This is a genomic window from Kluyvera sp., from assembly GCF_047971185.1.
Classification (GTDB): Bacteria; Pseudomonadota; Gammaproteobacteria; order Enterobacterales; family Enterobacteriaceae; genus Kluyvera.
This window is the reverse complement of sequence record NZ_JBKDZH010000106.1, coordinates 11,857-32,175: the sequence shown is the minus strand read 5'-3', so window position 1 is coordinate 32,175 and position 20,319 is coordinate 11,857. Positions and strand designations below refer to the sequence as shown.

General features: G+C 57.2%; 17 protein-coding genes. 10 read left to right on the top strand and 7 right to left on the bottom strand.

The features are described from left to right. Positions 1-1,468 (top strand): amino acid permease (locus ACK5JN_RS21380; RefSeq protein ID WP_416871984.1); only part of this gene is annotated, 1,468 nt, incomplete at its 5' end. A 100-nt stretch (positions 1,469-1,568) separates the two neighbouring features. Here the strand turns inward: ACK5JN_RS21380 and ACK5JN_RS21375 are convergent. Next, positions 1,569-1,754 (bottom strand): hypothetical protein, encoded by a 186-nt coding sequence (locus tag ACK5JN_RS21375; protein WP_416871983.1) that lies wholly within the window; start codon positions 1,752-1,754, stop codon positions 1,569-1,571. Between the two features lie 16 nt (positions 1,755-1,770). On the opposite strand from ACK5JN_RS21375, the gene cirA reads away from it, so the two are divergent. Beyond that, a complete protein-coding gene (cirA, locus tag ACK5JN_RS21370; RefSeq protein ID WP_416871982.1) occupies positions 1,771-3,738 on the top strand; it encodes a catecholate siderophore receptor CirA in 1,968 nt (655 codons plus the stop codon). A 126-nt stretch (positions 3,739-3,864) separates the two neighbouring features. Here cirA and ACK5JN_RS21365 read toward each other — a convergent pair whose 3' ends face one another. From ACK5JN_RS21365 to ACK5JN_RS21355, 3 genes are read right to left on the bottom strand one after another with little or no spacing between them, the layout of a single operon-like run. Continuing rightward, positions 3,865-5,058, bottom strand: a complete 1,194-nt coding sequence (locus tag ACK5JN_RS21365) for a glycoside hydrolase family 88 protein (protein ID WP_416871981.1) — start codon at positions 5,056-5,058, stop codon at positions 3,865-3,867. A gap of 18 nt (positions 5,059-5,076) precedes the next feature. Further along, complete coding sequence (locus tag ACK5JN_RS21360) at positions 5,077-6,342, bottom strand: oligosaccharide MFS transporter (protein WP_416871980.1); 1,266 nt, start codon at positions 6,340-6,342, stop codon at positions 5,077-5,079. Positions 6,343-6,373: 31 nt separating this feature from the next. Beyond that, on the bottom strand, positions 6,374-8,155 hold the full coding sequence (locus tag ACK5JN_RS21355) for a DUF2264 domain-containing protein (protein WP_416871979.1): 1,782 nt from the start codon (positions 8,153-8,155) through the stop codon (positions 6,374-6,376). A 187-nt stretch (positions 8,156-8,342) separates the two neighbouring features. On the opposite strand from ACK5JN_RS21355, the gene ACK5JN_RS21350 reads away from it, so the two are divergent. Continuing rightward, entirely contained in the window at positions 8,343-9,212 is an 870-nt protein-coding gene (locus ACK5JN_RS21350) for a helix-turn-helix domain-containing protein (RefSeq protein ID WP_416871978.1), read from the top strand. Between the two features lie 60 nt (positions 9,213-9,272). On the opposite strand, the gene fghA is transcribed toward ACK5JN_RS21350, so the two are convergent. Continuing rightward, positions 9,273-10,109: an S-formylglutathione hydrolase gene (fghA, locus tag ACK5JN_RS21345; protein ID WP_416871977.1), complete on the bottom strand. Its 837-nt coding sequence runs from the start codon at positions 10,107-10,109 to the stop codon at positions 9,273-9,275. Positions 10,110-10,247: 138 nt separating this feature from the next. Here fghA and ACK5JN_RS21340 point away from each other — a divergent pair, with 138 nt between their 5' ends. The 7 genes from ACK5JN_RS21340 (at position 10,248) to mglC (ending at position 18,438) form a co-directional block, all read left to right on the top strand. Beyond that, complete coding sequence (locus ACK5JN_RS21340) at positions 10,248-11,381, top strand: YbfB/YjiJ family MFS transporter (protein WP_416871976.1); 1,134 nt, start codon at positions 10,248-10,250, stop codon at positions 11,379-11,381. 118 nt (positions 11,382-11,499) lie between these two features. After that, positions 11,500-12,168, top strand: coding sequence for a GTP cyclohydrolase I FolE (gene folE, locus ACK5JN_RS21335; RefSeq protein ID WP_166513333.1), 669 nt, complete (start codon positions 11,500-11,502; stop codon positions 12,166-12,168). A gap of 21 nt (positions 12,169-12,189) precedes the next feature. Next, positions 12,190-13,347: a DUF418 domain-containing protein YeiB gene (gene yeiB, locus ACK5JN_RS21330; protein WP_416871975.1), complete on the top strand. Its 1,158-nt coding sequence runs from the start codon at positions 12,190-12,192 to the stop codon at positions 13,345-13,347. Between the two features lie 157 nt (positions 13,348-13,504). Then, positions 13,505-14,527, top strand: a complete 1,023-nt coding sequence (galS, locus tag ACK5JN_RS21325; RefSeq protein ID WP_416871974.1) for an HTH-type transcriptional regulator GalS — start codon at positions 13,505-13,507, stop codon at positions 14,525-14,527. Positions 14,528-14,818: 291 nt separating this feature from the next. Continuing rightward, positions 14,819-15,817, top strand: coding sequence for a galactose/glucose ABC transporter substrate-binding protein MglB (mglB, locus tag ACK5JN_RS21320; protein ID WP_416871973.1), 999 nt, complete (start codon positions 14,819-14,821; stop codon positions 15,815-15,817). Positions 15,818-15,891: 74 nt separating this feature from the next. Further along, positions 15,892-17,412, top strand: a complete 1,521-nt coding sequence (gene mglA, locus ACK5JN_RS21315; RefSeq protein ID WP_416871972.1) for a galactose/methyl galactoside ABC transporter ATP-binding protein MglA — start codon at positions 15,892-15,894, stop codon at positions 17,410-17,412. A gap of 15 nt (positions 17,413-17,427) precedes the next feature. Then, positions 17,428-18,438, top strand: a complete 1,011-nt coding sequence (gene mglC / locus ACK5JN_RS21310; RefSeq protein ID WP_416871971.1) for a galactose/methyl galactoside ABC transporter permease MglC — start codon at positions 17,428-17,430, stop codon at positions 18,436-18,438. Between the two features lie 68 nt (positions 18,439-18,506). On the opposite strand, the gene sanA is transcribed toward mglC, so the two are convergent. After that, positions 18,507-19,223, bottom strand: coding sequence for an outer membrane permeability protein SanA (gene sanA, locus ACK5JN_RS21305; protein ID WP_416871970.1), 717 nt, complete (start codon positions 19,221-19,223; stop codon positions 18,507-18,509). Between the two features lie 163 nt (positions 19,224-19,386). Next, positions 19,387-20,271, bottom strand: a complete 885-nt coding sequence (cdd, locus tag ACK5JN_RS21300; protein ID WP_416871969.1) for a cytidine deaminase — start codon at positions 20,269-20,271, stop codon at positions 19,387-19,389. Positions 20,272-20,319 lie beyond the last annotated feature (48 nt).

The following is a 20,319-nucleotide window of genomic DNA, read 5'->3' as shown; positions in this document are numbered from 1 at the left end:
GGTTTCGGATACTAAAACCACAGAAGCGCCCGGCTTACGCCGTGAATTAAAGGCGCGCCACTTGACCATGATCGCAATCGGCGGTTCCATCGGTACAGGTCTTTTCGTTGCATCTGGCGCAACGATTTCTCAGGCAGGCCCAGGCGGCGCGCTGCTCTCTTATATTTTGATTGGTCTGATGGTCTACTTCCTGATGACCAGCCTTGGCGAGCTGGCGGCATATATGCCGGTCTCCGGTTCCTTTGCGACTTACGGTCAAAACTACGTTGAAGAAGGCTTTGGCTTCGCGCTGGGCTGGAACTACTGGTACAACTGGGCGGTCACCATTGCCGTTGACCTTGTGGCGGCACAGCTGGTGATGAGCTACTGGTTCCCGGATACCCCTGGCTGGGTCTGGAGCGCGCTGTTCCTCGGGGTTATGTTCCTGCTGAACTGGATCTCGGTGAAAGGGTTTGGCGAAGCGGAATACTGGTTCTCGCTGATCAAGGTTGCCACCGTCATTATCTTTATTATTGTCGGCATAATGATGATCGTCGGTATCTTCAACGGGGCGAAGCCTGCGGGCTGGAGCAACTGGGCGATTGATGATGCGCCGTTTGCCGGTGGTTTCGCGGCGATGATCGGCGTGGCGATGATTGTCGGATTCTCGTTCCAGGGGACCGAACTGATCGGGATCGCGGCCGGTGAATCTGAAAACCCGGAGAAGAACATTCCGCGCGCAGTGCGTCAGGTGTTCTGGCGTATCCTGCTGTTCTATGTGTTCGCGATTCTGATCATCAGCCTGATTATTCCGTACACCGACCCAAGCCTGCTGCGTAATGACGTGAAAGATATCTCCGTCAGCCCGTTCACCCTGGTATTCCAGCATGCGGGTCTGCTCTCTGCAGCGGCCATTATGAACGCCGTTATCCTGACGGCGGTGCTGTCGGCGGGTAACTCCGGGATGTATGCGTCCACCCGTATGCTGTACACCCTGGCCTGTGATGGTAAAGCGCCGCGTATCTTCTCGAAGCTTTCCCGTGGCGGTGTGCCGCGTAACGCGCTGTATGCGACTACCGTGATTGCCGGTCTGTGCTTCCTGACCTCGATGTTCGGTAACCAGACCGTGTACCTGTGGCTGCTGAACACCTCCGGGATGACCGGCTTTATCGCCTGGCTGGGGATTGCGATTAGCCATTATCGCTTCCGCCGCGGTTACGTGATGCAGGGCCACGATATCAACAATCTGCCGTACCGTTCCGGGTTCTTCCCGCTGGGGCCGATCTTCGCCTTCGTACTGTGCCTGATTATCACCCTGGGCCAGAACTATGAAGCGTTCCTTGCCGATACCATCGATTGGGGCGGCGTTGCGGCGACCTACATCGGTATCCCGCTGTTCCTGGTTATCTGGTTTGGCTACAAGCTGAGCCGTGGAACGCACTTCGTACGCTACAGCGAAATGCACTTCCCGGAACGCTTTAAGAAGTAACGCGTTCGATTGACCTGTCTGCCGCGAAAACCTCTCTTCGGAGAGGTTTTTTATGCCTGAATGTTTATTGATTGTTACTTCTTGACATAACTTTAAATAATCAGAGTTGATAATCGTTATCATTACCTTTATCATCCGCTCCTATACAAAAAGATGAAGCCACTTCCTTATCCCGGTGAATACCTTGCCGAAGGACCAGCCACATCTGCATAAAAAACAGGCCGTCGGTCAGCGGCATTGAAGCAGCATTTGTGAGTAAGACCTTTTGTGTTAATTCAGTATTCACCTCATGGAGATATGGAATGTTTAGGTTAAACCCCATCGTTCGGGGCGGGCTGTGCGCGTCCGTAATGTCACTGGCGCTGCCCGCAGCGGCCGCAGATAATCATGAAGTGCTGGTTGTGACGGCGGCGGCTACCGAACAAAGCGTGAAGGACGCGCCCGCAAGCATCAGCGTCATTACCCAGGAAGACCTGCAGCGTAAGCCGGTGCAGAACCTGAAAGATGTGCTGAAAGAAGTCCCAGGCGTACAGCTCACCAATGAGGGGGATAACCGCCAGGGCGTCAGCATCCGCGGCCTGGACAGCAGCTACACCCTGATTCTTATCGATGGTAAACGCGTCAACTCGCGCAACGCCGTCTTCCGCCACAACGATTTCGACCTGAACTGGATCCCGGTTGACGCCATCGAACGTATTGAAGTGGTGCGCGGCCCGATGTCTTCCCTGTACGGTTCCGATGCGCTGGGCGGCGTGGTGAATATCATCACCAAAAAAATCGGCGCGAAATGGACCGGTTCCGTAACCGCCGATACCACTATTCAGGAACACCGCGATCGCGGCGATACCTGGAACGGCCAGTTCTTTACCTCCGGCCCGCTAGTAGACGGCGTGCTGGGTATGAAGGCGTTTGGTAGCCTGTCAAAACGCGAAAAAGATAGCCCGCAAAGCTCCACCACCAGCGACACCGGCGAATCGCCGCGCATTGAGGGCTATACCAGCCGCGACGGTAACGTCGAGTTTGCGTGGACGCCGAATGAAAACAACGACATCACCGCCGGTTACGGCTTTGACCGTCAGGATCGTGATTCCGATTCCCTCGATCGCAACCGTCTGGAGCGCCAGAACTACTCGCTGAGCCACAACGGCCGCTGGGAGCTGGGTAACAGCGAACTGAAGTACTACGGCGAAAAAGTGGTGAATAAGAATCCGGGCAACAGCAGCAACATCACCTCGGAAAGCAACACCATCGACGGCAAATACGTGCTGCCACTGGGGGCGATTAATCAGCTGGTGACCTTCGGCGGTGAATGGCGTCACGATAAGCTGAGCGACCCGATCAACCTGACGGGCGGCTCCAGCAGCGAAACCTCCGCCAGCCAGTATGCCCTGTTCCTTGAAGACGAATGGCGCATCTTCGAACCGCTGGCGTTGACCACCGGTATCCGTATGGACGATCACCAGACCTATGGCGATCACTGGAGCCCGCGTGCGTATCTGGTTTATAACGCTACCGATACTTTGACGGTGAAAGGGGGCTGGGCCACCGCATTTAAAGCACCGTCGCTGCTTCAGCTAAGCCCGGACTGGACCACCAACTCGTGCCGCGGCGGCTGCCGTATTGTCGGTAGCCCCGACCTGAAGCCAGAAACCAGCGAAAGCTACGAAATCGGCCTTTACTATCAGGGCGAAGAGGGCTGGTTAGAAGGCGTGCAGGGCAGCGTGACCACCTTCCAGAATGACATCGACGACATGATCAACATCAGCCGCACGCGCGATCGTAACGATGCGCCGGGCTATCCGAACTTTGTCGGCTTTGAAAACGGCGTGCCGGTATTTGCCTACTACAACGTCAACAAAGCGCGTATTCGCGGCGTGGAAACCGAGCTGAAGGTGCCGTTTGGCGAAGAATGGAAGGTGACGCTGAACTATACCTACAATGACGGTCGCGATCTGAGCAACGGCGGGGATAAACCGCTGCAGGAGCTGCCGTTCCATACCGGGAATGGACGCCTTGACTGGACGCCGGTGGAGGACTGGTCGTTCTACCTGGCGGCACGCTATACCGGCAAGCAGCGCGCGGTTAGCGAAACCTCCAAAACGCCGGGCGGCTACACCACCTGGGATCTCGGCGGGGCGTGGCAGGCAACCAAAGACGTTAAGCTGCGCGCGGGTATACTGAACCTGGGCGACAAAGATCTGTCGCGCGACGATTACAGCTATAACGAAGATGGTCGCCGCTACTTTATGGCCGTGGATTACCGCTTCTGATTGCTGGCCTGTTTCCCGGGATCACTGCGTTGGCCCGGGCTACACCCATATGTTTCCCGGGGTCACTGCGTTCGGCCGGGCTACACACTACATGTAGCCCGGCCGAGCGCAGCGACGCCGGGTCTGTCACCAGTAGCTACGCCAGTTCTGCACCGCGCGGGTGATCGCTTCCATCAGGAAATAATCCCCCCAGCTACAGCACTCGTTCACCCCAATTCCACCTTTGAAGTAATACACCGAATGCTTCAGCAGCCCCTGGCCCGGCGTATGTTCACGATTCACATAACCGTCGATCATATTGCCGATCGTGCGTAGCGCCAGCGTTTCGTAGCTCTCCTTATCCGGATGCGTAGCCGGGAGATGTTTCCCTAACTCCAGCAGCGCACAGGCCACGATCGCCGCCGCCGAGCTGTCGCGTTCGCTGGCCGGGTCGGTCAGCGCCAGATCCCAATAGCAGATCAGATCCTCCGGCAGGCGGTTGAGGTAGTAGTTCGCCAGCGTCTGGCTCAATTCCAGCAGCCGTTCGTCGCCGGTGTGTAGGTAGTTCAGCAGGAAGCCGTACACGCCCCACGCCTGGCCGCGCGCCCAGCAGGAGTCGTCGGAGAAGCCCTGATGGGTATTGCCGTAGCGCGGTTCGCCGGTCTCGACGTCCATATACCAGGTATGGAAGGTTGAGCCGTCCTCGCGCACGATATACCGGCGCGCGCGTTCGATATGCTGCTTTGCCGCCTCGGCGTAGCGCGGGTCACCGCTGGCACGGCTGGTCTCGTACAGCAGCGGCAGATTCATATTACAGTCGATAATCATGCGCCCCTGCTGCTCGGGGTTATCCAGCTCGCCCCAGGCCTGAATAATCCCGGCCTTTTCGTTGTAGCGCTCCATCAGCGCTTCGGCGGCGAGCTGGGCGATATAGCCCGCTTCGCGGTTGCCGGTCAGGCGCTGGCCCGCCACGCAGGACAGGCTGTAGAGAAAGCCCAGATCGTGGTGGTTGGTATGATCGCGGTTAATGATCCGCTGGCCGAACGAATGAATATGCTGCTCTGCCAGCGCGCGGTACTGCTCCTGCCCGGTCCACTCATAGGCCAGCCACAGCTGGCCGGTCCAGAAGCTGGTGGTCCACTCAATATTGTCGATGATGGGATAGATCCCATTCTCGCAGGCAGCATCCGGGAAGCGCTGGCCGAAGTAGCCTGCGTTGCTATCAATCGCTTTCAGCAGCGCGGGCATTACCCCGCGAATCTTACGGCCAAGTGCTTCACGTTCGCCCGGCTGGAGTTGCTGTAAGGCGAGCGGTTCTTTGCTGATCGTTTCGGACGTCATGCTGTCATTTTCCCGTATTTAATTAATCGCTTGGTGTTTGATTTCCTGACCTACAGCGGTTTTTTTGTGGCTGTAGCAGGCTGAAAGGGTGAGGGCGGATACGCCGGTAAAGACCAGAGCAATAATGCCCATAATCAGGTAGGTATGTTCAAAGCCAATGGTCTGATAGGCATAGCCCGCTGGTGGCGCAACCACGATGGAGCCGACGTAGATCATCGCCTGGTAGCCCAGCAGGTACATGGTGGCGTTAACGCGTTTGTCGAAATGCTCGGCGATATACTTGAATACCGACACCAGAATCAACGCAATTTCAATACCGTACAGCGGCTTGACCAGGCAGATAATCAGCGGATCGTTGGTCAGGCCGGAGATAATCAGGCGCAGGCTGATCACCAGCCCGGTGAGCAGCATCCCCTGCTTGGCGCCGATGCGGTTGATAATGGCGGGCACCAGCATCATGCCGAAGAACTCGGCGGCGGACTGGGCGGTGCTCATATAGCCGAACATGGCATTGCCTTCTTCTTTGGTGGCAAAGAAGGTGACGAAGTAGCGGGAGAACTGCTGTTCGGCGATAAACATCATCCACGCCACGCCGGCGATATAGAGCGCAAACATCCAGAATTTACGGTTCGCCAGCAGGTTCAGCACGTCGGTGAACACGATTTTATCTTTCGACAGAACGTTGTTTTCCTCTTTGCCGAAGTGGTCAACCTTCAGCGTCAGCAGCACCGCGAACATACACAGCGCCGAAACGCTGCTGATGGCGAAGTTAATTTTCGGCGAGATGTTGTAAAGAAACCCGGAAAACGACGAGGCGGTGGCCCAGCCCAGCGCCGCCCACATGCGGATGCGGCCAAATTCCATGTTGTAGAGGCGGCTGAAGCGGTCGACGTAGGACTCTTCCGCCGCCACGCCCGCGTACCAGCCGAGGCTAAAGAACAGCGCGCCGACGATCATCCCGCTGATAAAGTGGCTTTGCAGCAGCGGCAGATAGATCCAGATATAGAACGGCGCCATCAGCGCCGACACGATGCAGACAAAATAGAGCAGGTGCTTCTTCATGCCGATTTTGTCCATGATGTAGCCGTACACCGGCTTAATCACCACCGCGAATACGCCGTTCACCGCAAATACGGTGCCGATATCGACGGCGTCCAGCCCGGCCTTATCGCCAAGCCAGATGGCGTACAGGCCGAAGCTTGCCGCCCAGGTAAAGGTGAAGAGAAAAACAAAGAGACTTAGCTTGATATACGCCGAACGAGTCGACTGAATAGTGGTTGTCATTACGGTCTCCGCCGTGATTCAGAGGTCAGGTTTATACCAGCGTGAGCGGCTTACCGTTCACGGTTAACTGCGGTGTAGCAGGGTCGAAAATTAGCCCCTCCGGCATCGGATGCGCGGCGCCCAGGTCGGCGCTGACGTAGCAGGCTAACCAGTGGGTACCGGCGCACAGCGACGCGGACAGGCAGGGGATATCGGCCGGCGCGGCGTACAGCACATTGCTGTTTGGCGGGGTGGTGACGACGAGCGACTGGCGATCGCCATAGAGATTGACTATCTGGCTGTAGTCCTGCGCCGTTTCAACGGTGACCGCATCCGCACACCGTTCGATTCGTGCCTGACGGTGGCGATTGGCGGCAAATCCGCCTTCGACGCAGGTCAGCGCCCGCGGCGTGGTCACGCGGTGAATGCGAACGTGGCCGCCGTCCAGCGGGATAAGCCAGCTGGTGACGCTGACGTCTGTCCACGGACGCCACGTGCTGCGCACCCAGCGCTCGGTGACCTCCGCGCTGTCGCATTCGCGGCGGCCGCGATAGTAGTCATCCCCCGCGCTGAACAGCAGCATGGAATCGACGGCGGCATGATTGAGCCCATAACGCCCGCGCTCCAGGGTGAAGCCAAACCGGCTGGAATAGGCGAATTTGCTGTATTTTTGCTCAAAATTCACAAAGTTGTTTTTGTCGAACTGACCGGACATCAGCATCCAGGCGTGGCGGCTTTCGCTGCTGTGTACGATGATTTGGCCCGCTTCAGCAATCGGGTGGATCGTCTCCAGCGCCGGCAGCGGCTCGCACTCGGCCTGCCAGAAGGCGCTCTCTTCCGGCAGCGCCAGAATCAGCATCGCCTTCAGCGCCCAGTAGGGGGAACCGGGGCTATTGTAGTCTTCGGCCATAATCAGGTTCGGGTAGGCGTAGCCGATCGTAAACAGCCCGTCGGCGTCGAGGAATGGCTGCGTCTGCCAGTGTTCCAGATGGCGCAAAATCAGTCCCTTCACCACGCCCGGCGTGAAGACGTCCAGCCCGGTGAAGGCCACGGCGCTCCAGAAGGCAACCTGGACAAAACGGTAGGTCAGGCTGCGGCCAAACGGAATGCCTGCGCCGTCGGCGGTGAAGTAATATTGGTAATCCTGAGCAAACTGCTGGGCGCGCTGGCGATAGCGCAGGCAGCGCTCCGGGTCGACGTCCTGCATAAAATGGCTGTAGATCAGACCATAGAAATGGAAGGCGCTGGAAATGTAGTAATCGCGCGGCTTGCCTTTGCCGTCGCAGTACCAGCCGTTGCCCAGCCAGAAAGGTTCGATGGCGTCGAGATGACGGTGGATCACCGCCATGTCATATTCGCGCCCGACGCATTTCAGCCCCAGTTGAATCAGTACCGGGAAAAAGTGCCAGTTGTTGTCCGGCACGGACACGTCGGCGCTTTGGCTTAGCCAGCGAACAAGGCTGTCCTGCTCATCGCCGGACAGCGCCTGCCACAGCCCGCTGTCTGGCAGCGCCAGCCCAAGGCCGAAGGCCGCCATTTCGACGCAGCGCTGATCGTTATCGCCCACGTCGCCCCAGTAACCGGGATGCTGCGGGTCACAGCCGTTGCGGACGCCGGTGACAAATTTATCGTGCCACGGCGGCGTGGTCCCACCGCTGACCAACGGGAACAGGCCCCACAGCAGACGAATAAAACCTTCCATGCCGGCAACATCGTCCGGATACTGCGCGGCGGTATCGCCGACGTGAAGACGCGTGCAATCGGCGGACAGGCGGGGCACCGCTGCCGCTATCCAACGCTGTAATAATGCACCGTATTGTTGTTTCGTCCGCATAGTGAAATCCCGTTTCAGACCGTTGATGGCGGACGAATAATAGGAATTTGCGCAGGGCGACAAATGTGATTGTGCTCTTATTTTTACGCATGTCAGGTAATAAAAAATAATTTTATGGCGTATTTTGCCTGCAAAGTTTTATTACGATGATGAAAGTTTGAGTTTATTAACATGCGAGGCGCACGCGGTGGCACACTCCCAGCGAACGGAAGACACGTCGTATCTTGAGCAGATCCATCTCAACGACAAATCGATTTATTTCAACCGCATGCAGAACATGCCCGCCAACTATTATCACTGGCATCAGTGTGCGGAAATTCTGTCGGTGTCGCGCGGGGTGGGCATTGCGTTGATGGAGCATCAGCAATACACCGTAAAGCCGGGGCGGCTGTTTATCTTCCCGCCGGGAAAGCTACACAAGGTGTACGTTGAGCAGGATGCGCGTAACGTTTACCACCGTACCACGCTGCACTTTAACCCGCTGCTGCTGGAGCCGTGGCTGCGGGATTTCCCCCGTCAGCAGACGCTGCTGCGCCAGCTGTGCGGGCGCGGGGAGAGGGCGCGGGTGTTTGACGTCGGCGACCTGCAGCCGGTGATAGAGACGTTGTTACAGCGTTTTGAGATGCTGACTAACGAGGAAAACTGGAGTACCAGCGACAGCGCGTTTCTGATTATGCAGCTCATCAGCCTGCTGCCCCAGCAGGAGCAGGCCACCGGTCAAAATACCTTCTCCTCGACCATTATCCGCTGGCTGGAAAATCACTATCATGAGCGCTGTTCGCTTGCCGAGATTGCGGCGGTGATGGGCTGCTCGCGCGGGCACACCTCACGCCGTTTTCATGATGAGACTGGCGGCACGATTCAGGAATATTTAATGATGCGCAGAATTCGTCAGGCCTGTGAATTATTGCTGCATTCACAGCGCTCGGTGCGGGAAATTGCTGAAAACGTCGGCTTTACCGAGTACGCGTGGTTTATTACCTGTTTTCGCAAGAATATGGGCAAGACGCCGTTGCAGTATCGCAAAACGTATCCGTATTCCCGGCCTGCCGAGTGAGCCTTCCCGGCGTCGCTGCGCTCGGCCGGGCTACTTTTCTATGTAGCCCGGCCGGGAACGCTACTTCAACAAATACTCCGCATGAAAGCGCAGATGATCCTCGATAAACGAGGCGATAAAGTAATAGCTGTGGTCATATCCCGGCTGGATGCGCAGGGTGAGCGGCCAGTCTTTCTGTCTTGCCGCTTCGGCAAACACGGCGGGCTGTAGCTGGTCGGCGAGGAACTGATCGTTATCGCCCTGGTCAATAAGCAGGGGGATCGGCGAATCGCTGTGGCTGGCCAGCAGCAGCTCGGTGCTGTCCCACTCGGCCCAGCGCGCGGTGTCGTCGCCCAGATAGGCGTTAAACGCTTTTTGCCCCCACGGCACCCGGCTGGGGTTGACGATAGGCGCAAAGGCTGAGGCACTGCAATATTTACCCGGATTTTTCAGCGCCAGCATCAGCGCGCCGTGGCCGCCCATCGAGTGGCCGCTGATGGCGCAGCGCTCGCTGACGTTAAACTGGGATTGAATCAGCGCCGGGAGTTCGTCGCGCAGATAATCATACATCCGGAAGTGCGCGGCCCACGGCGCTTCGGTGGCGTTTAAGTAAAAGCCCGCGCCCTGGCCAAGATCGTAACCTGAGTCATTCGCCACGCCTTCGCCGCGCGGGCTGGTGTCCGGCATCACCAGCACAATACCTAGCTCGGCGGCAACGCGTTGCGCGCCCGCTTTGGTGGTGAAATTCTCGTCATTACAGGTCAGGCCTGACAGCCAGTACAGCACCGGCGGCGGCGTCTTTTTGCCCTCTGGCGGCAAAAACAGGCTGAACGTCATTGGGCAGTTCAGCGTGGCGGAATGGTGCTGCCAGCGCTGTTGCCAGCCGCCATAACAGCGGTGCTCTTCAAGCATTTCCATGCGGGCTCCTCGCGGTTTTGCTCAGAATTAATAGTCCCATCATACAGATAATTCATCGCCGGTGAGTAATTTTCACTTCCGCATAACATTTACATGTTGCATCATAAAGATAACTTTACATTCACATTTGGGGCTTTCATGCCGGTACGAATTGCGCTCAGCGGCTTTCTGGTGCTGGTGGCGACGATGGGGATAGGGCGCTTTGCCTTTACCCCTCAGGTGCCGCTGATGATCGCGGAAGGGGAGCTGACGCTCACCAGCGCCGGGCTGGTGGCGGCGTTGAACTATCTGGGTTATCTGGTGGGCGCCTGGGATGCCATGCGTACCCATCGCGGCGTTGAGGCGCGGCTGTACGCCGGGATCGTTGGCGCGGTGGCGTTGACCTTTCTTTCCGCGCTGGCGGACAACGCCTGGCTGCACGGCGCGCTGCGTTTTGTCATTGGCTGCATGAGCGGCTGGGCGATGGTGCTTACGGCGGCCTGGGTCAACGAACGGTTAGCGCATTACGCCCGCCCTGGCCTCAGCGCGGCGGTGTTTGCCGGGCCGGGGGCGGGGATTGCGTTAAGCGGCCTGCTGGCGGTGTTTATTCACGCGCAGTCGCTGAGCGCGGCGGCGGGCTGGCAGCTGTACGCCGTGCTGGCGCTGCTGCTGGTGGCGTTGATTGGCCGCTGGCTGCCGCGCCCGGGTGAATTGCACCGCAGCGGTGAAAAGCCCGAGCCGTTGAGCTTAACCACTAACCTCAAGCGGCTGGTGTGGAGCTACAGTCTGGCCGGCTTTGGGTACATCCTGCCGGCCACCTTTTTATCGCAAATGGCCAGCCACCGCTTTCCCGAAAGCCTTTTTGCGCAGTTTATCTGGCCAGTATTCGGCCTGGCGAGCATGATAGGGATTGGGCTGAGTATCGCCCTGCGCCGATTCGGTCACGCTTATCAGCGCCTGGCCGTCGTACTGTGGCTACAAGGGCTCGGCGTGCTGGCCGCCTGGCTGCTGCCGGGGATGAGTGGGCTGGTATGCGGCGCGCTGTTGGTAGGCGGCGGCTTCCTGGCGACGGTACAGCTCTCGCTGTTATATGGCCGCGAGCTGGCGCCGAATCACGCCCGCTATATGGCCGGGCTGCTGACCACCGGCTATGCCGTCGGGCAGTTGATCGGGCCGATGACCTCGGCACTGTCTACCTGGCTGACCCAGCGGCTGGAGCCTGCGCTGGGCGTTGCCGCTGTGGCGCTGCTGGTGTCTGGCGTGCTGGTCTGGCGTCCGCAGTCTGAAAGATAAGAACGATTGCAATAATTATCGCGACGAATACTGGATTCTGTGCGTCGCCTCACGCACAATGAGTGCAAACTTTGCCCCCAACAAAAAGCAAAGCGCCACACCTGCAGGAGAAATAATAATGTCATCACTGAGTAAAGAAGCGGTCCTGGTACACGAAGCGCTGGTCGCCCGTGGTCTGGAAACGCCGCTGCGCCCGCCGGTGCGCGAAATGGATAATGAAACCCGTAAGCGACTGATTTCTGGACATATGACCGAGATAATGCAGCTGCTGAATCTCGACCTGAGTGATGACAGCCTGATGGAAACGCCGCACCGCATCGCCAAAATGTATGTGGACGAGATTTTCTCCGGCCTTGATTACGCCAATTTCCCGAAGATCACCGTCATTGAAAACAAGATGAAGGTTGACGAAATGGTCACGGTGCGCGACATCACGCTCACCAGCACCTGCGAGCACCATTTTGTGACCATCGACGGCAAAGCGACCGTCGCCTATATCCCGAAAGACTCGGTGATCGGGCTGTCGAAAATCAACCGTATCGTGCAGTTCTTCGCCCAGCGCCCGCAGGTGCAGGAGCGTCTGACGCAGCAGATCCTGACGGCGTTGCAAACGCTGCTCGGCACCAATAACGTGGCGGTGTCCATCGACGCGGTGCACTACTGCGTGAAAGCGCGCGGGATTCGCGACGCGACCAGCGCCACCACCACCACGTCGCTCGGTGGCCTGTTCAAGTCCAGCCAGAATACCCGCCAGGAGTTCTTGCGCGCGGTGCGTCACCACAACTAATACCTCAGCGGAGCAGGGACCATGGAGAGAAACGTCACGCTGGATTTTATTCGTGGCGTTGCCATTCTTGGGATCCTGCTGCTGAACATCAGCGCCTTCGGCTTGCCGAAGGCCGCCTATCTTAACCCGGCCTGGTACGGCGAGGTTACCTCGCGGGATGCCTGGACGTGGGCGATTCTCGATCTCTTCGCGCAGGTCAAATTCCTGACTCTTTTCGCCTTGCTGTTTGGCGCCGGGCTGCAGCTATTGCTCGCGCGCGGTTCGCGCTGGATCCAAAGCCGCTTAACCCTGCTGGCGCTGCTGGGCTTTATTCATGCGCTGCTGTTCTGGGACGGCGATATTCTGCTGGCCTACGCGCTGGTAGGGCTGATTTGCTGGCGGCTGGTGCGGGATGCCGGGGAAGTGAAGGCGCTGTTCAACACCGGCGTGATGCTCTACGCGGTGGGCGTGGCGGTGCTGATTCTGCTGGGGCTGATTGCCGACAACGGCCAGAGCCGCTCGTGGGTGCCGGATGTCTCCAGCCTGTTTTATGAACACTACTGGAAGCTGAACGGCGGCCTGGAAGCCTTTAAGAATCGCGCCGATATGCTGTCGGCAAACCTGCTGGCGCTGGGCGCGCAGTACGGCTGGCAGCTGGCAGGCATGATGCTGATGGGCGCGGCGCTGATGCGCTGCGGCTGGCTCAAAGGGCAGTTTAGCCTGCGCCACTACCGCCGCTGTGCGGCCGTCTGTATTACGCTCGGCGTGCTGATTAACCTGCCGGCCATTGTCGCCCAGTGGCATGTCGGCTGGGATTATCGCTGGTGTGCGTTCCTGTTACAGGCCCCGCGTGAAATCAGCGCACCGATCCAGACGCTGGGCTACGCGGCGCTGGCCTACGGCTACTGGCCGCAAATCAGCCGTTCGAAACTGGCCGCAGCGGTGGTCTGCGTGGGCCGTATGGCGCTCACCAACTACCTGCTGCAAACCCTCATCTGCACGACCCTCTTCTACCGTTTCGGCCTGTTTATGCACTTTGACCGCCTGACGCTGCTGGCGTTTGTGGTCCCGGTCTGGCTGGTCAACCTCGGTTTTTCCCTGCTGTGGCTGCGTCGCTTCCGTCAGGGGCCGGTGGAGTGGCTATGGCGACAGCTGACGGCAAAAGCCGCCGGCGTTTCATTCCGCAACACATTTAGATAACGATCGAGATCACAACCATTAACAAAATGGATGTAACCGTTTCCAGACGTGTGACCGCCTTCACGTAGTTGCTGCAAGCTCGCTGCCAGAATAGCGCATCTTGATGGACCCAGGAGGTGTCACGTGAACTGCAGCACTATTCTACCGGGCGGTGAGTATGGTCACCATTCGTGATGTCGCACGCCAGGCGGGCGTTTCCGTTGCTACCGTTTCACGGGTGCTGAACAACAGCGCGCTGGTGAGTCAGGATACCCGCGATGCGGTGATGAAGGCGGTTGCCGCGTTGGGCTATCGGCCGAATGCCAACGCTCAGGCGCTGGCGACTCAGGTCAGCGATACCATCGGCGTGGTGGTGATGGACGTCTCCGATGCGTTCTTCGGCGCGCTGGTGAAGGCTGTCGATACGGTGGCCCAGCAGTACCAGAAAAACGTACTGATTGGTAACAGCTATCACGAAGCGGACAAAGAGCGTAACGCGATTGAGGTGCTGATTCGCCAGCGCTGTAGCGCGCTGATCGTGCATTCAAAAGCGCTAAGCGATCGGGAGTTGAGCGAGTTTATGGCGCAGATGCCCGGCATGGTGCTGATCAATCGTATCGTCCCCGGCTTCGCCCACCGCTGCGTTTGCCTCGACAACGTCAGCGGCGCGCTGATGGGCACGCGGATGTTGCTCAATCACGGCCATCAGCGTATCGGCTATCTGGCTTCCAGCCACAATATTGAAGATGACGACATGCGCCGGGAAGGGTGGTCGCGAGCCTTACAGGAGCAGGGCATTGTCGCGCCGGAAAGCTGGGTGGGCACCGGGACGCCGGACATGCAGGGCGGCGAGGCGGCCATGGTTGAACTGCTCGGGCGCAACGCCGGGCTGACGGCGGTATTCGCCTATAACGACAATATGGCGGCCGGGGCGCTCAGCGCGCTCAAAGACAACGGTATTGCGGTACCGCAGCAGGTTTCGGTGATTGGCTTTGACGATATCCCGATTGCCCGCTATACCGATCCCCAGCTCACCACCGTTCGCTATCCCATTGTTTCTATGGCGAAACAAGCCACGGAGCTGGCGCTGCTCGGCGCAGCAGGCAAGCTCGACGGTGACGCGACGCACTGCTTTATGCCGACCCTGGTACGCCGCCATTCGGTGGCCCAACGGCAATTTGTGCAACCCATCACGAACTAAAGTGTTAATCCGATGTAACCGTTTTCAATCTGTGAGTAAATTCACAGATTGTTAACATTGCGATGGCTATAGTGGCTGCGTTTATCAGGCTGAAACATGATGTAACGGTGATTAATCACTTTTTCTCACGTTTACCAGCTGCAAACACAGCATAAATCGTACTCTGGATCGTTACTCAACACGGAAGAACAAATTTTTACTAGTGAATTTCGTCGGGTGGTAACATTCTATTAACCATGCCCGCCGACTAATTTCACCCGTACTACCCTGCATAATAAAACCGGAGATACCATGAATAAGAAGGTGTTAACCCTGTCTGCTCTGATGGCCAGTATGTTTTTCGGCGCCGCAGCGCACGCTGCCGATACCCGTATCGGTGTGACGATCTATAAATACGACGATAACTTCATGTCCGTCGTGCGCAAGGCGATTGAGAAAGACGGCAAATCGGCGCCGGACGTTCAGCTACTGATGAACGACTCCCAGAACGACCAGTCCAAGCAGAACGACCAGATTGACGTGCTGCTGGCAAAGGGCGTGAAAGCGCTGGCGATTAACCTGGTCGACCCGGCTGCTGCGGGCACGGTAATTGAGAAAGCGCGCGGCCAGAACGTGCCGATCGTGTTCTTCAACAAAGAACCTTCTCGTAAAGCGCTGGATAGCTACGATAAAGCTTTCTATGTGGGCACCGACTCTAAAGAGTCCGGCATTATCCAGGGCGACCTGATTGCCAAGCACTGGGCGGCTAACCCGAACTGGGACCTGAATAAAGACGGCCAGATTCAGTTCGTGCTGCTGAAAGGCGAGCCGGGCCACCCGGATGCCGAAGCGCGTACCACTTACGTTATCAAAGAGCTGAACGACAAGGGCCTGAAAACCCAGCAGCTGCAGCTGGATACCGCGATGTGGGATACCGCTCAGGCGAAAGATAAGATGGATGCCTGGCTGTCCGGCCCGAACGCCAACAAAATTGAAGTCGTGATCGCCAACAACGATGCGATGGCAATGGGTGCGGTTGAAGCGCTGAAAGCGCACAACAAATCCTCTATCCCGGTGTTTGGCGTCGATGCCCTGCCGGAAGCGCTGGCGCTGGTGAAATCCGGTGCAATGGCCGGTACCGTGCTGAACGATGCTAACAACCAGGCGAAAGCCACCTTCGATCTGGCGAAAAACCTGGCTGATGGCAAAGGCGCCGCCGACGGCACCAGCTGGAAAATTGAAAACAAAATCGTCCGCGTACCTTACGTTGGCGTCGATAAAGATAACCTTAGCCAATTTACCGGTAAGTAATCTTTAAATATATGGGGCGTGCGTCCGTACGCCCCATAAATACTGACTCAGAATTATCGCGGCCAGGTATATATATGGACAACAATAATAGAGAGCCGTCAGGTGAATACTTGCTGGAAATGAGCCAGATCAACAAGTCTTTTCCCGGCGTAAAAGCGCTCGACAATGTTAACCTGAGAGTTCGTCCACACTCGATCCATGCATTAATGGGGGAGAACGGCGCGGGCAAATCAACATTATTAAAATGCCTATTTGGGATCTATCAAAAAGATTCCGGCAGCATTCTCTTCCAGGGTAAAGAAATTGATTTCCATTCCGCCAAAGAGGCGCTGGAAAACGGTATTTCAATGGTCCACCAGGAGCTTAACCTGGTATTACAGCGTTCGGTGATGGATAACATGTGGCTGGGGCGTTATCCCACCAAAGGCATGTTCGTCGATCAGGACAAAATGTATCGCGATACCAAAGCCATCTTTGATGAGCTGGATATTGATATCGACCCGCGCGCGCGCGTCGGTACCTTATCGGTTTCGCAGATGCAGATGATTGAAATTGCTAAGGCATTCTCCTATAACGCCAAAATCGTGATTATGGATGAACCCACCTCGTCGCTGACGGAAAAAGAGGTGAACCATCTGTTCACTATCATCCGTAAGCTGAAAGAGCGCGGCTGCGGCATCGTCTATATCTCGCACAAAATGGAGGAAATCTTCCAGCTGTGTGATGAAATCACGGTACTGCGCGACGGGCAGTGGATCGCCACCCAGCCGCTGGAAGGGCTGGACATGGACAAGATCATTGCCATGATGGTGGGCCGCTCGCTGAACCAGCGCTTCCCGGACCGCCAGAATGAGCCGGGTGAAGTGATCCTTGACGTTCAGCACCTGACCTCGCTGCGCCAGCCGTCGATCCGCGACGTGTCGTTCCAGCTGCGCAAAGGTGAGATCCTCGGCATTGCCGGGCTGGTGGGCGCTAAACGTACCGATATCGTGGAAACGCTGTTCGGCGTGCGCGAAAAATCGTCCGGCACGATTACGCTGCACGGTAAGAAAATTAATAACCACAGCGCCAACGAAGCGATTAATAACGGCTTCGCGCTGGTGACCGAAGAACGTCGTTCGACGGGGATTTATGCTTATCTCGATATCGGCTTTAACTCCTTAATCTCCAATATTAAGAGCTATAAAAATAAAATTGGTCTGCTGGATAACTCACGCATGAAGAGCGATACCCAATGGGTCATTGACTCTATGCGGGTAAAAACGCCAGGGCACCATACACAGATTGGCTCATTATCTGGCGGTAACCAGCAAAAGGTTATTATTGGCCGCTGGTTGCTGACTCAGCCGGAAATTCTCATGCTCGATGAACCGACCCGTGGGATTGACGTCGGTGCGAAGTTTGAAATTTATCAACTGATCGCCGAGCTGGCGAAGAAAGATAAAGGGATCATTATTATTTCTTCGGAAATGCCTGAGCTGCTGGGTATTACTGACCGCATCCTCGTCATGAGCAATGGTCTGGTTGCCGGTATTGTAGAAACAAAAACAGCAACGCAAAACGAAATTCTCCGTCTTGCGTCATTGCACCTTTAATCGCAGGGGCTCGACATGAGTGCATTAAATAAAAAAAGCTTTCTGACCTATCTGAAAGATGGCGGTATTTACGTCGTACTTTTGGTTCTGTTGGCCATTATTATTATTCAGGACCCAACCTTCTTAAGTTTGCTGAACCTTAGTAACATCCTGACCCAGTCCTCGGTGCGTATTATCATCGCGCTGGGCGTGGCGGGGCTGATCGTCACTCAGGGTACCGACCTGTCGGCCGGTCGTCAGGTGGGGCTGGCGGCGGTAATTGCGGCAACCTTGTTACAGTCGATGGAAAACGCCAACAAGGTGTTCCCGGAACTGGCAACGATGCCGATTATTGTGGTGGTGCTGATTGTTTGCGCCATTGGCGCGGTTATCGGCCTGATCAACGGTATTATCATCGCCTACCTCAACGTGACGCCGTTTATCACCACGCTGGGTACCATGATTATTGTTTACGGTATTAACTCGCTGTATTACGACTTTGTCGGCGCGTCGCCGATTTCCGGTTTCGACAGCGGTTTCTCGACGTTCACCCAGGGATTCGTGGCGCTCGGCACCTTCCGTTTGTCCTACATCACCTTCTACGCGCTGATTGCGGTGGCCTTTGTCTGGATCCTGTGGAACAAAACCCGCTTTGGTAAAAACATCTTCGCTATCGGCGGCAACCCGGAAGCGGCGAAAGTGTCCGGCGTAAACGTGGCGCTGAACCTGCTGGTGATTTATGCGCTGTCCGGTGTGTTCTACGCCTTCGGCGGGATGCTGGAAGCAGGGCGTATCGGCTCGGCGACCAACAACCTCGGCTTTATGTACGAACTGGATGCCATCGCCGCCTGCGTGGTTGGCGGGGTCTCCTTCAGCGGCGGCGTCGGCACGGTATTCGGCGTGGTGACCGGTGTGATTATCTTCACCGTCATCAACTACGGCCTGACCTATATCGGCGTCAACCCGTACTGGCAGTACATTATCAAGGGCGCGATTATTATCTTCGCGGTAGCGCTGGACTCTCTGAAGTACGCGCGTAAGAAGTAACGTCTATCCGAATGCAAAAGCCCGGTCAATTTTGGCCGGGCTTTTTGACGTTTATGCCTCGAAAGCTATCAGGACTTCTTCTTCTGCAACTCGAGCAGCTGTTCCGGCGTCACCGCCGGGTAGCCCTGCGCGTCTTCCGGTACTTCCTGCTGGGCGGGAATTGGAATCAGCGGGCCTAAGAAACGCGGTTCGCGCTTGAAGAGGTAGAGATCCGCCAGCGCGCCGAAGCGGGCGCCGAACTCACGCAGACGCACGTTCCACATATCTTTCGGCGACGGCACGGCGTAGCACTGCGCCTGAATGCCCATGTGCAGGGCGATAAACAGCGCGCGCTCGCAGTGGAAGCGCTGGGTGATGATGATGAAATCGTTGGTATCGAACACCTTACGAGTACGAACGATGGAGTCGAGCGTGCGGAAGCCCGCGTAGTCCAGCACGATGTCTTCGGGGGCAACGCCCGCTTTGATCAGATCGCGGCGCATGGTCATCGGCTCGTTATAGCTTTGCAGCGCGTTGTCGCCGCTGAGCAGCAGGTAGTTAACCTTGCCGCTGTTGTAGGCGTTGAGTGCGCCCTGAATGCGGTAACGGTAATACTGATTAATGACGCCGGTGCGGTAATACTTGGCGGTGCCGAGCACCACGCCAACCTGGCGGTAGGGCAGGTCCTGCAGCTCGTCGTAGATATAAGGCGCGGTTTTCCAGCTCATCCAGCGGTCAAGGCCCAGCACGGTCAACAGCAGCAGGCCGCACAGGACTAACAGGCTGTATAACACACGCTTTAACATGAACTTGACTCAATGATGGACGAGGGAGACATCAGGCTACTTTACCCGTCGGGCAAGCGCAAGAAACCATCGTTTAATTGCGGGGAATTTCAACAATGTTGCACGAGGCATCCCGGCGGGGAAACCCGGAGTCGGCGTTACACGCCGCGTCCGGGCGACAGAATTACCCTAACAATACGCGGTCGATGTTATGGCAGCCCAGCGCTTTCAGCGTGGCGGCGGTGGCGTCCCACTGAATCAGCGGGGCATCGGCGCGTTCAGCGAGAATGGCGCGCTGAATATCCGGGTAGTCGTAACCGTTCAGGCTCAGCAGGTTCAGCGCGCCCTGCAGCGGCGGCAGGGTCGGGTTAAACGCGGCGTTTTCAGCATAGCTACCGCTGAAGATGGTGCCATCGCGCAGCTCCAGCGCCACGCCGGACGGCGATTGGCTATATGGAGTATGGCTATGATTCGCGGCCTGAATCGCGGCCTGCGCCAGCGCGTCGCCGTCAAGCGGATAACCGTGATCCTGCGCGTCCATCAGCAGGGTTTTGATCTCCAGATCTTTCGGGCCAAAGGCATCCGGCAGGTAATCTTTCAGAGTCTGCGGCTGGCGGCCCGGCAGGTTGATGCGCAGCGCCAGCCCGCTGTTCAGCTCGTTCATAAACTGACGGCAGTGGCCGCACGGCGTGTAGTTGACGGTAATCGCCTGCAGTGCTTTTTCACCGCGCAGCCACGCGTGGCTGATGGCGCTTTGCTCGGCGTGCACCGTTTGCTGCATGGTCGCGCCGAGAAACTCCATGTTACCGCCGAAGTACCAGGTACCGCTGACGCCGCGGGCGATCGCGCCAACGTTAAAATGAGAGAGGTCCGCGCGAGCGCAGGCTGCCGCCAGCGGCAGGAGCGCGAAAGCGAGCGCGTCTTCGTCCAGCCCCGTCGCCTGTCGCAGCGATGAGACCTGCTCGGCGCTCAGCTCGGCAGAAAAGTGCGGATCGGCTAACAGCGGAGCGATAGCGGTCTGCAGGTCTGCCGCCAGTTGCGTAAAAGCAGATTGAAAACGTGGATGCATGGCGTTATGCCTCATAACAATGTAATGGGATCGTAGTGTACGGGGCGC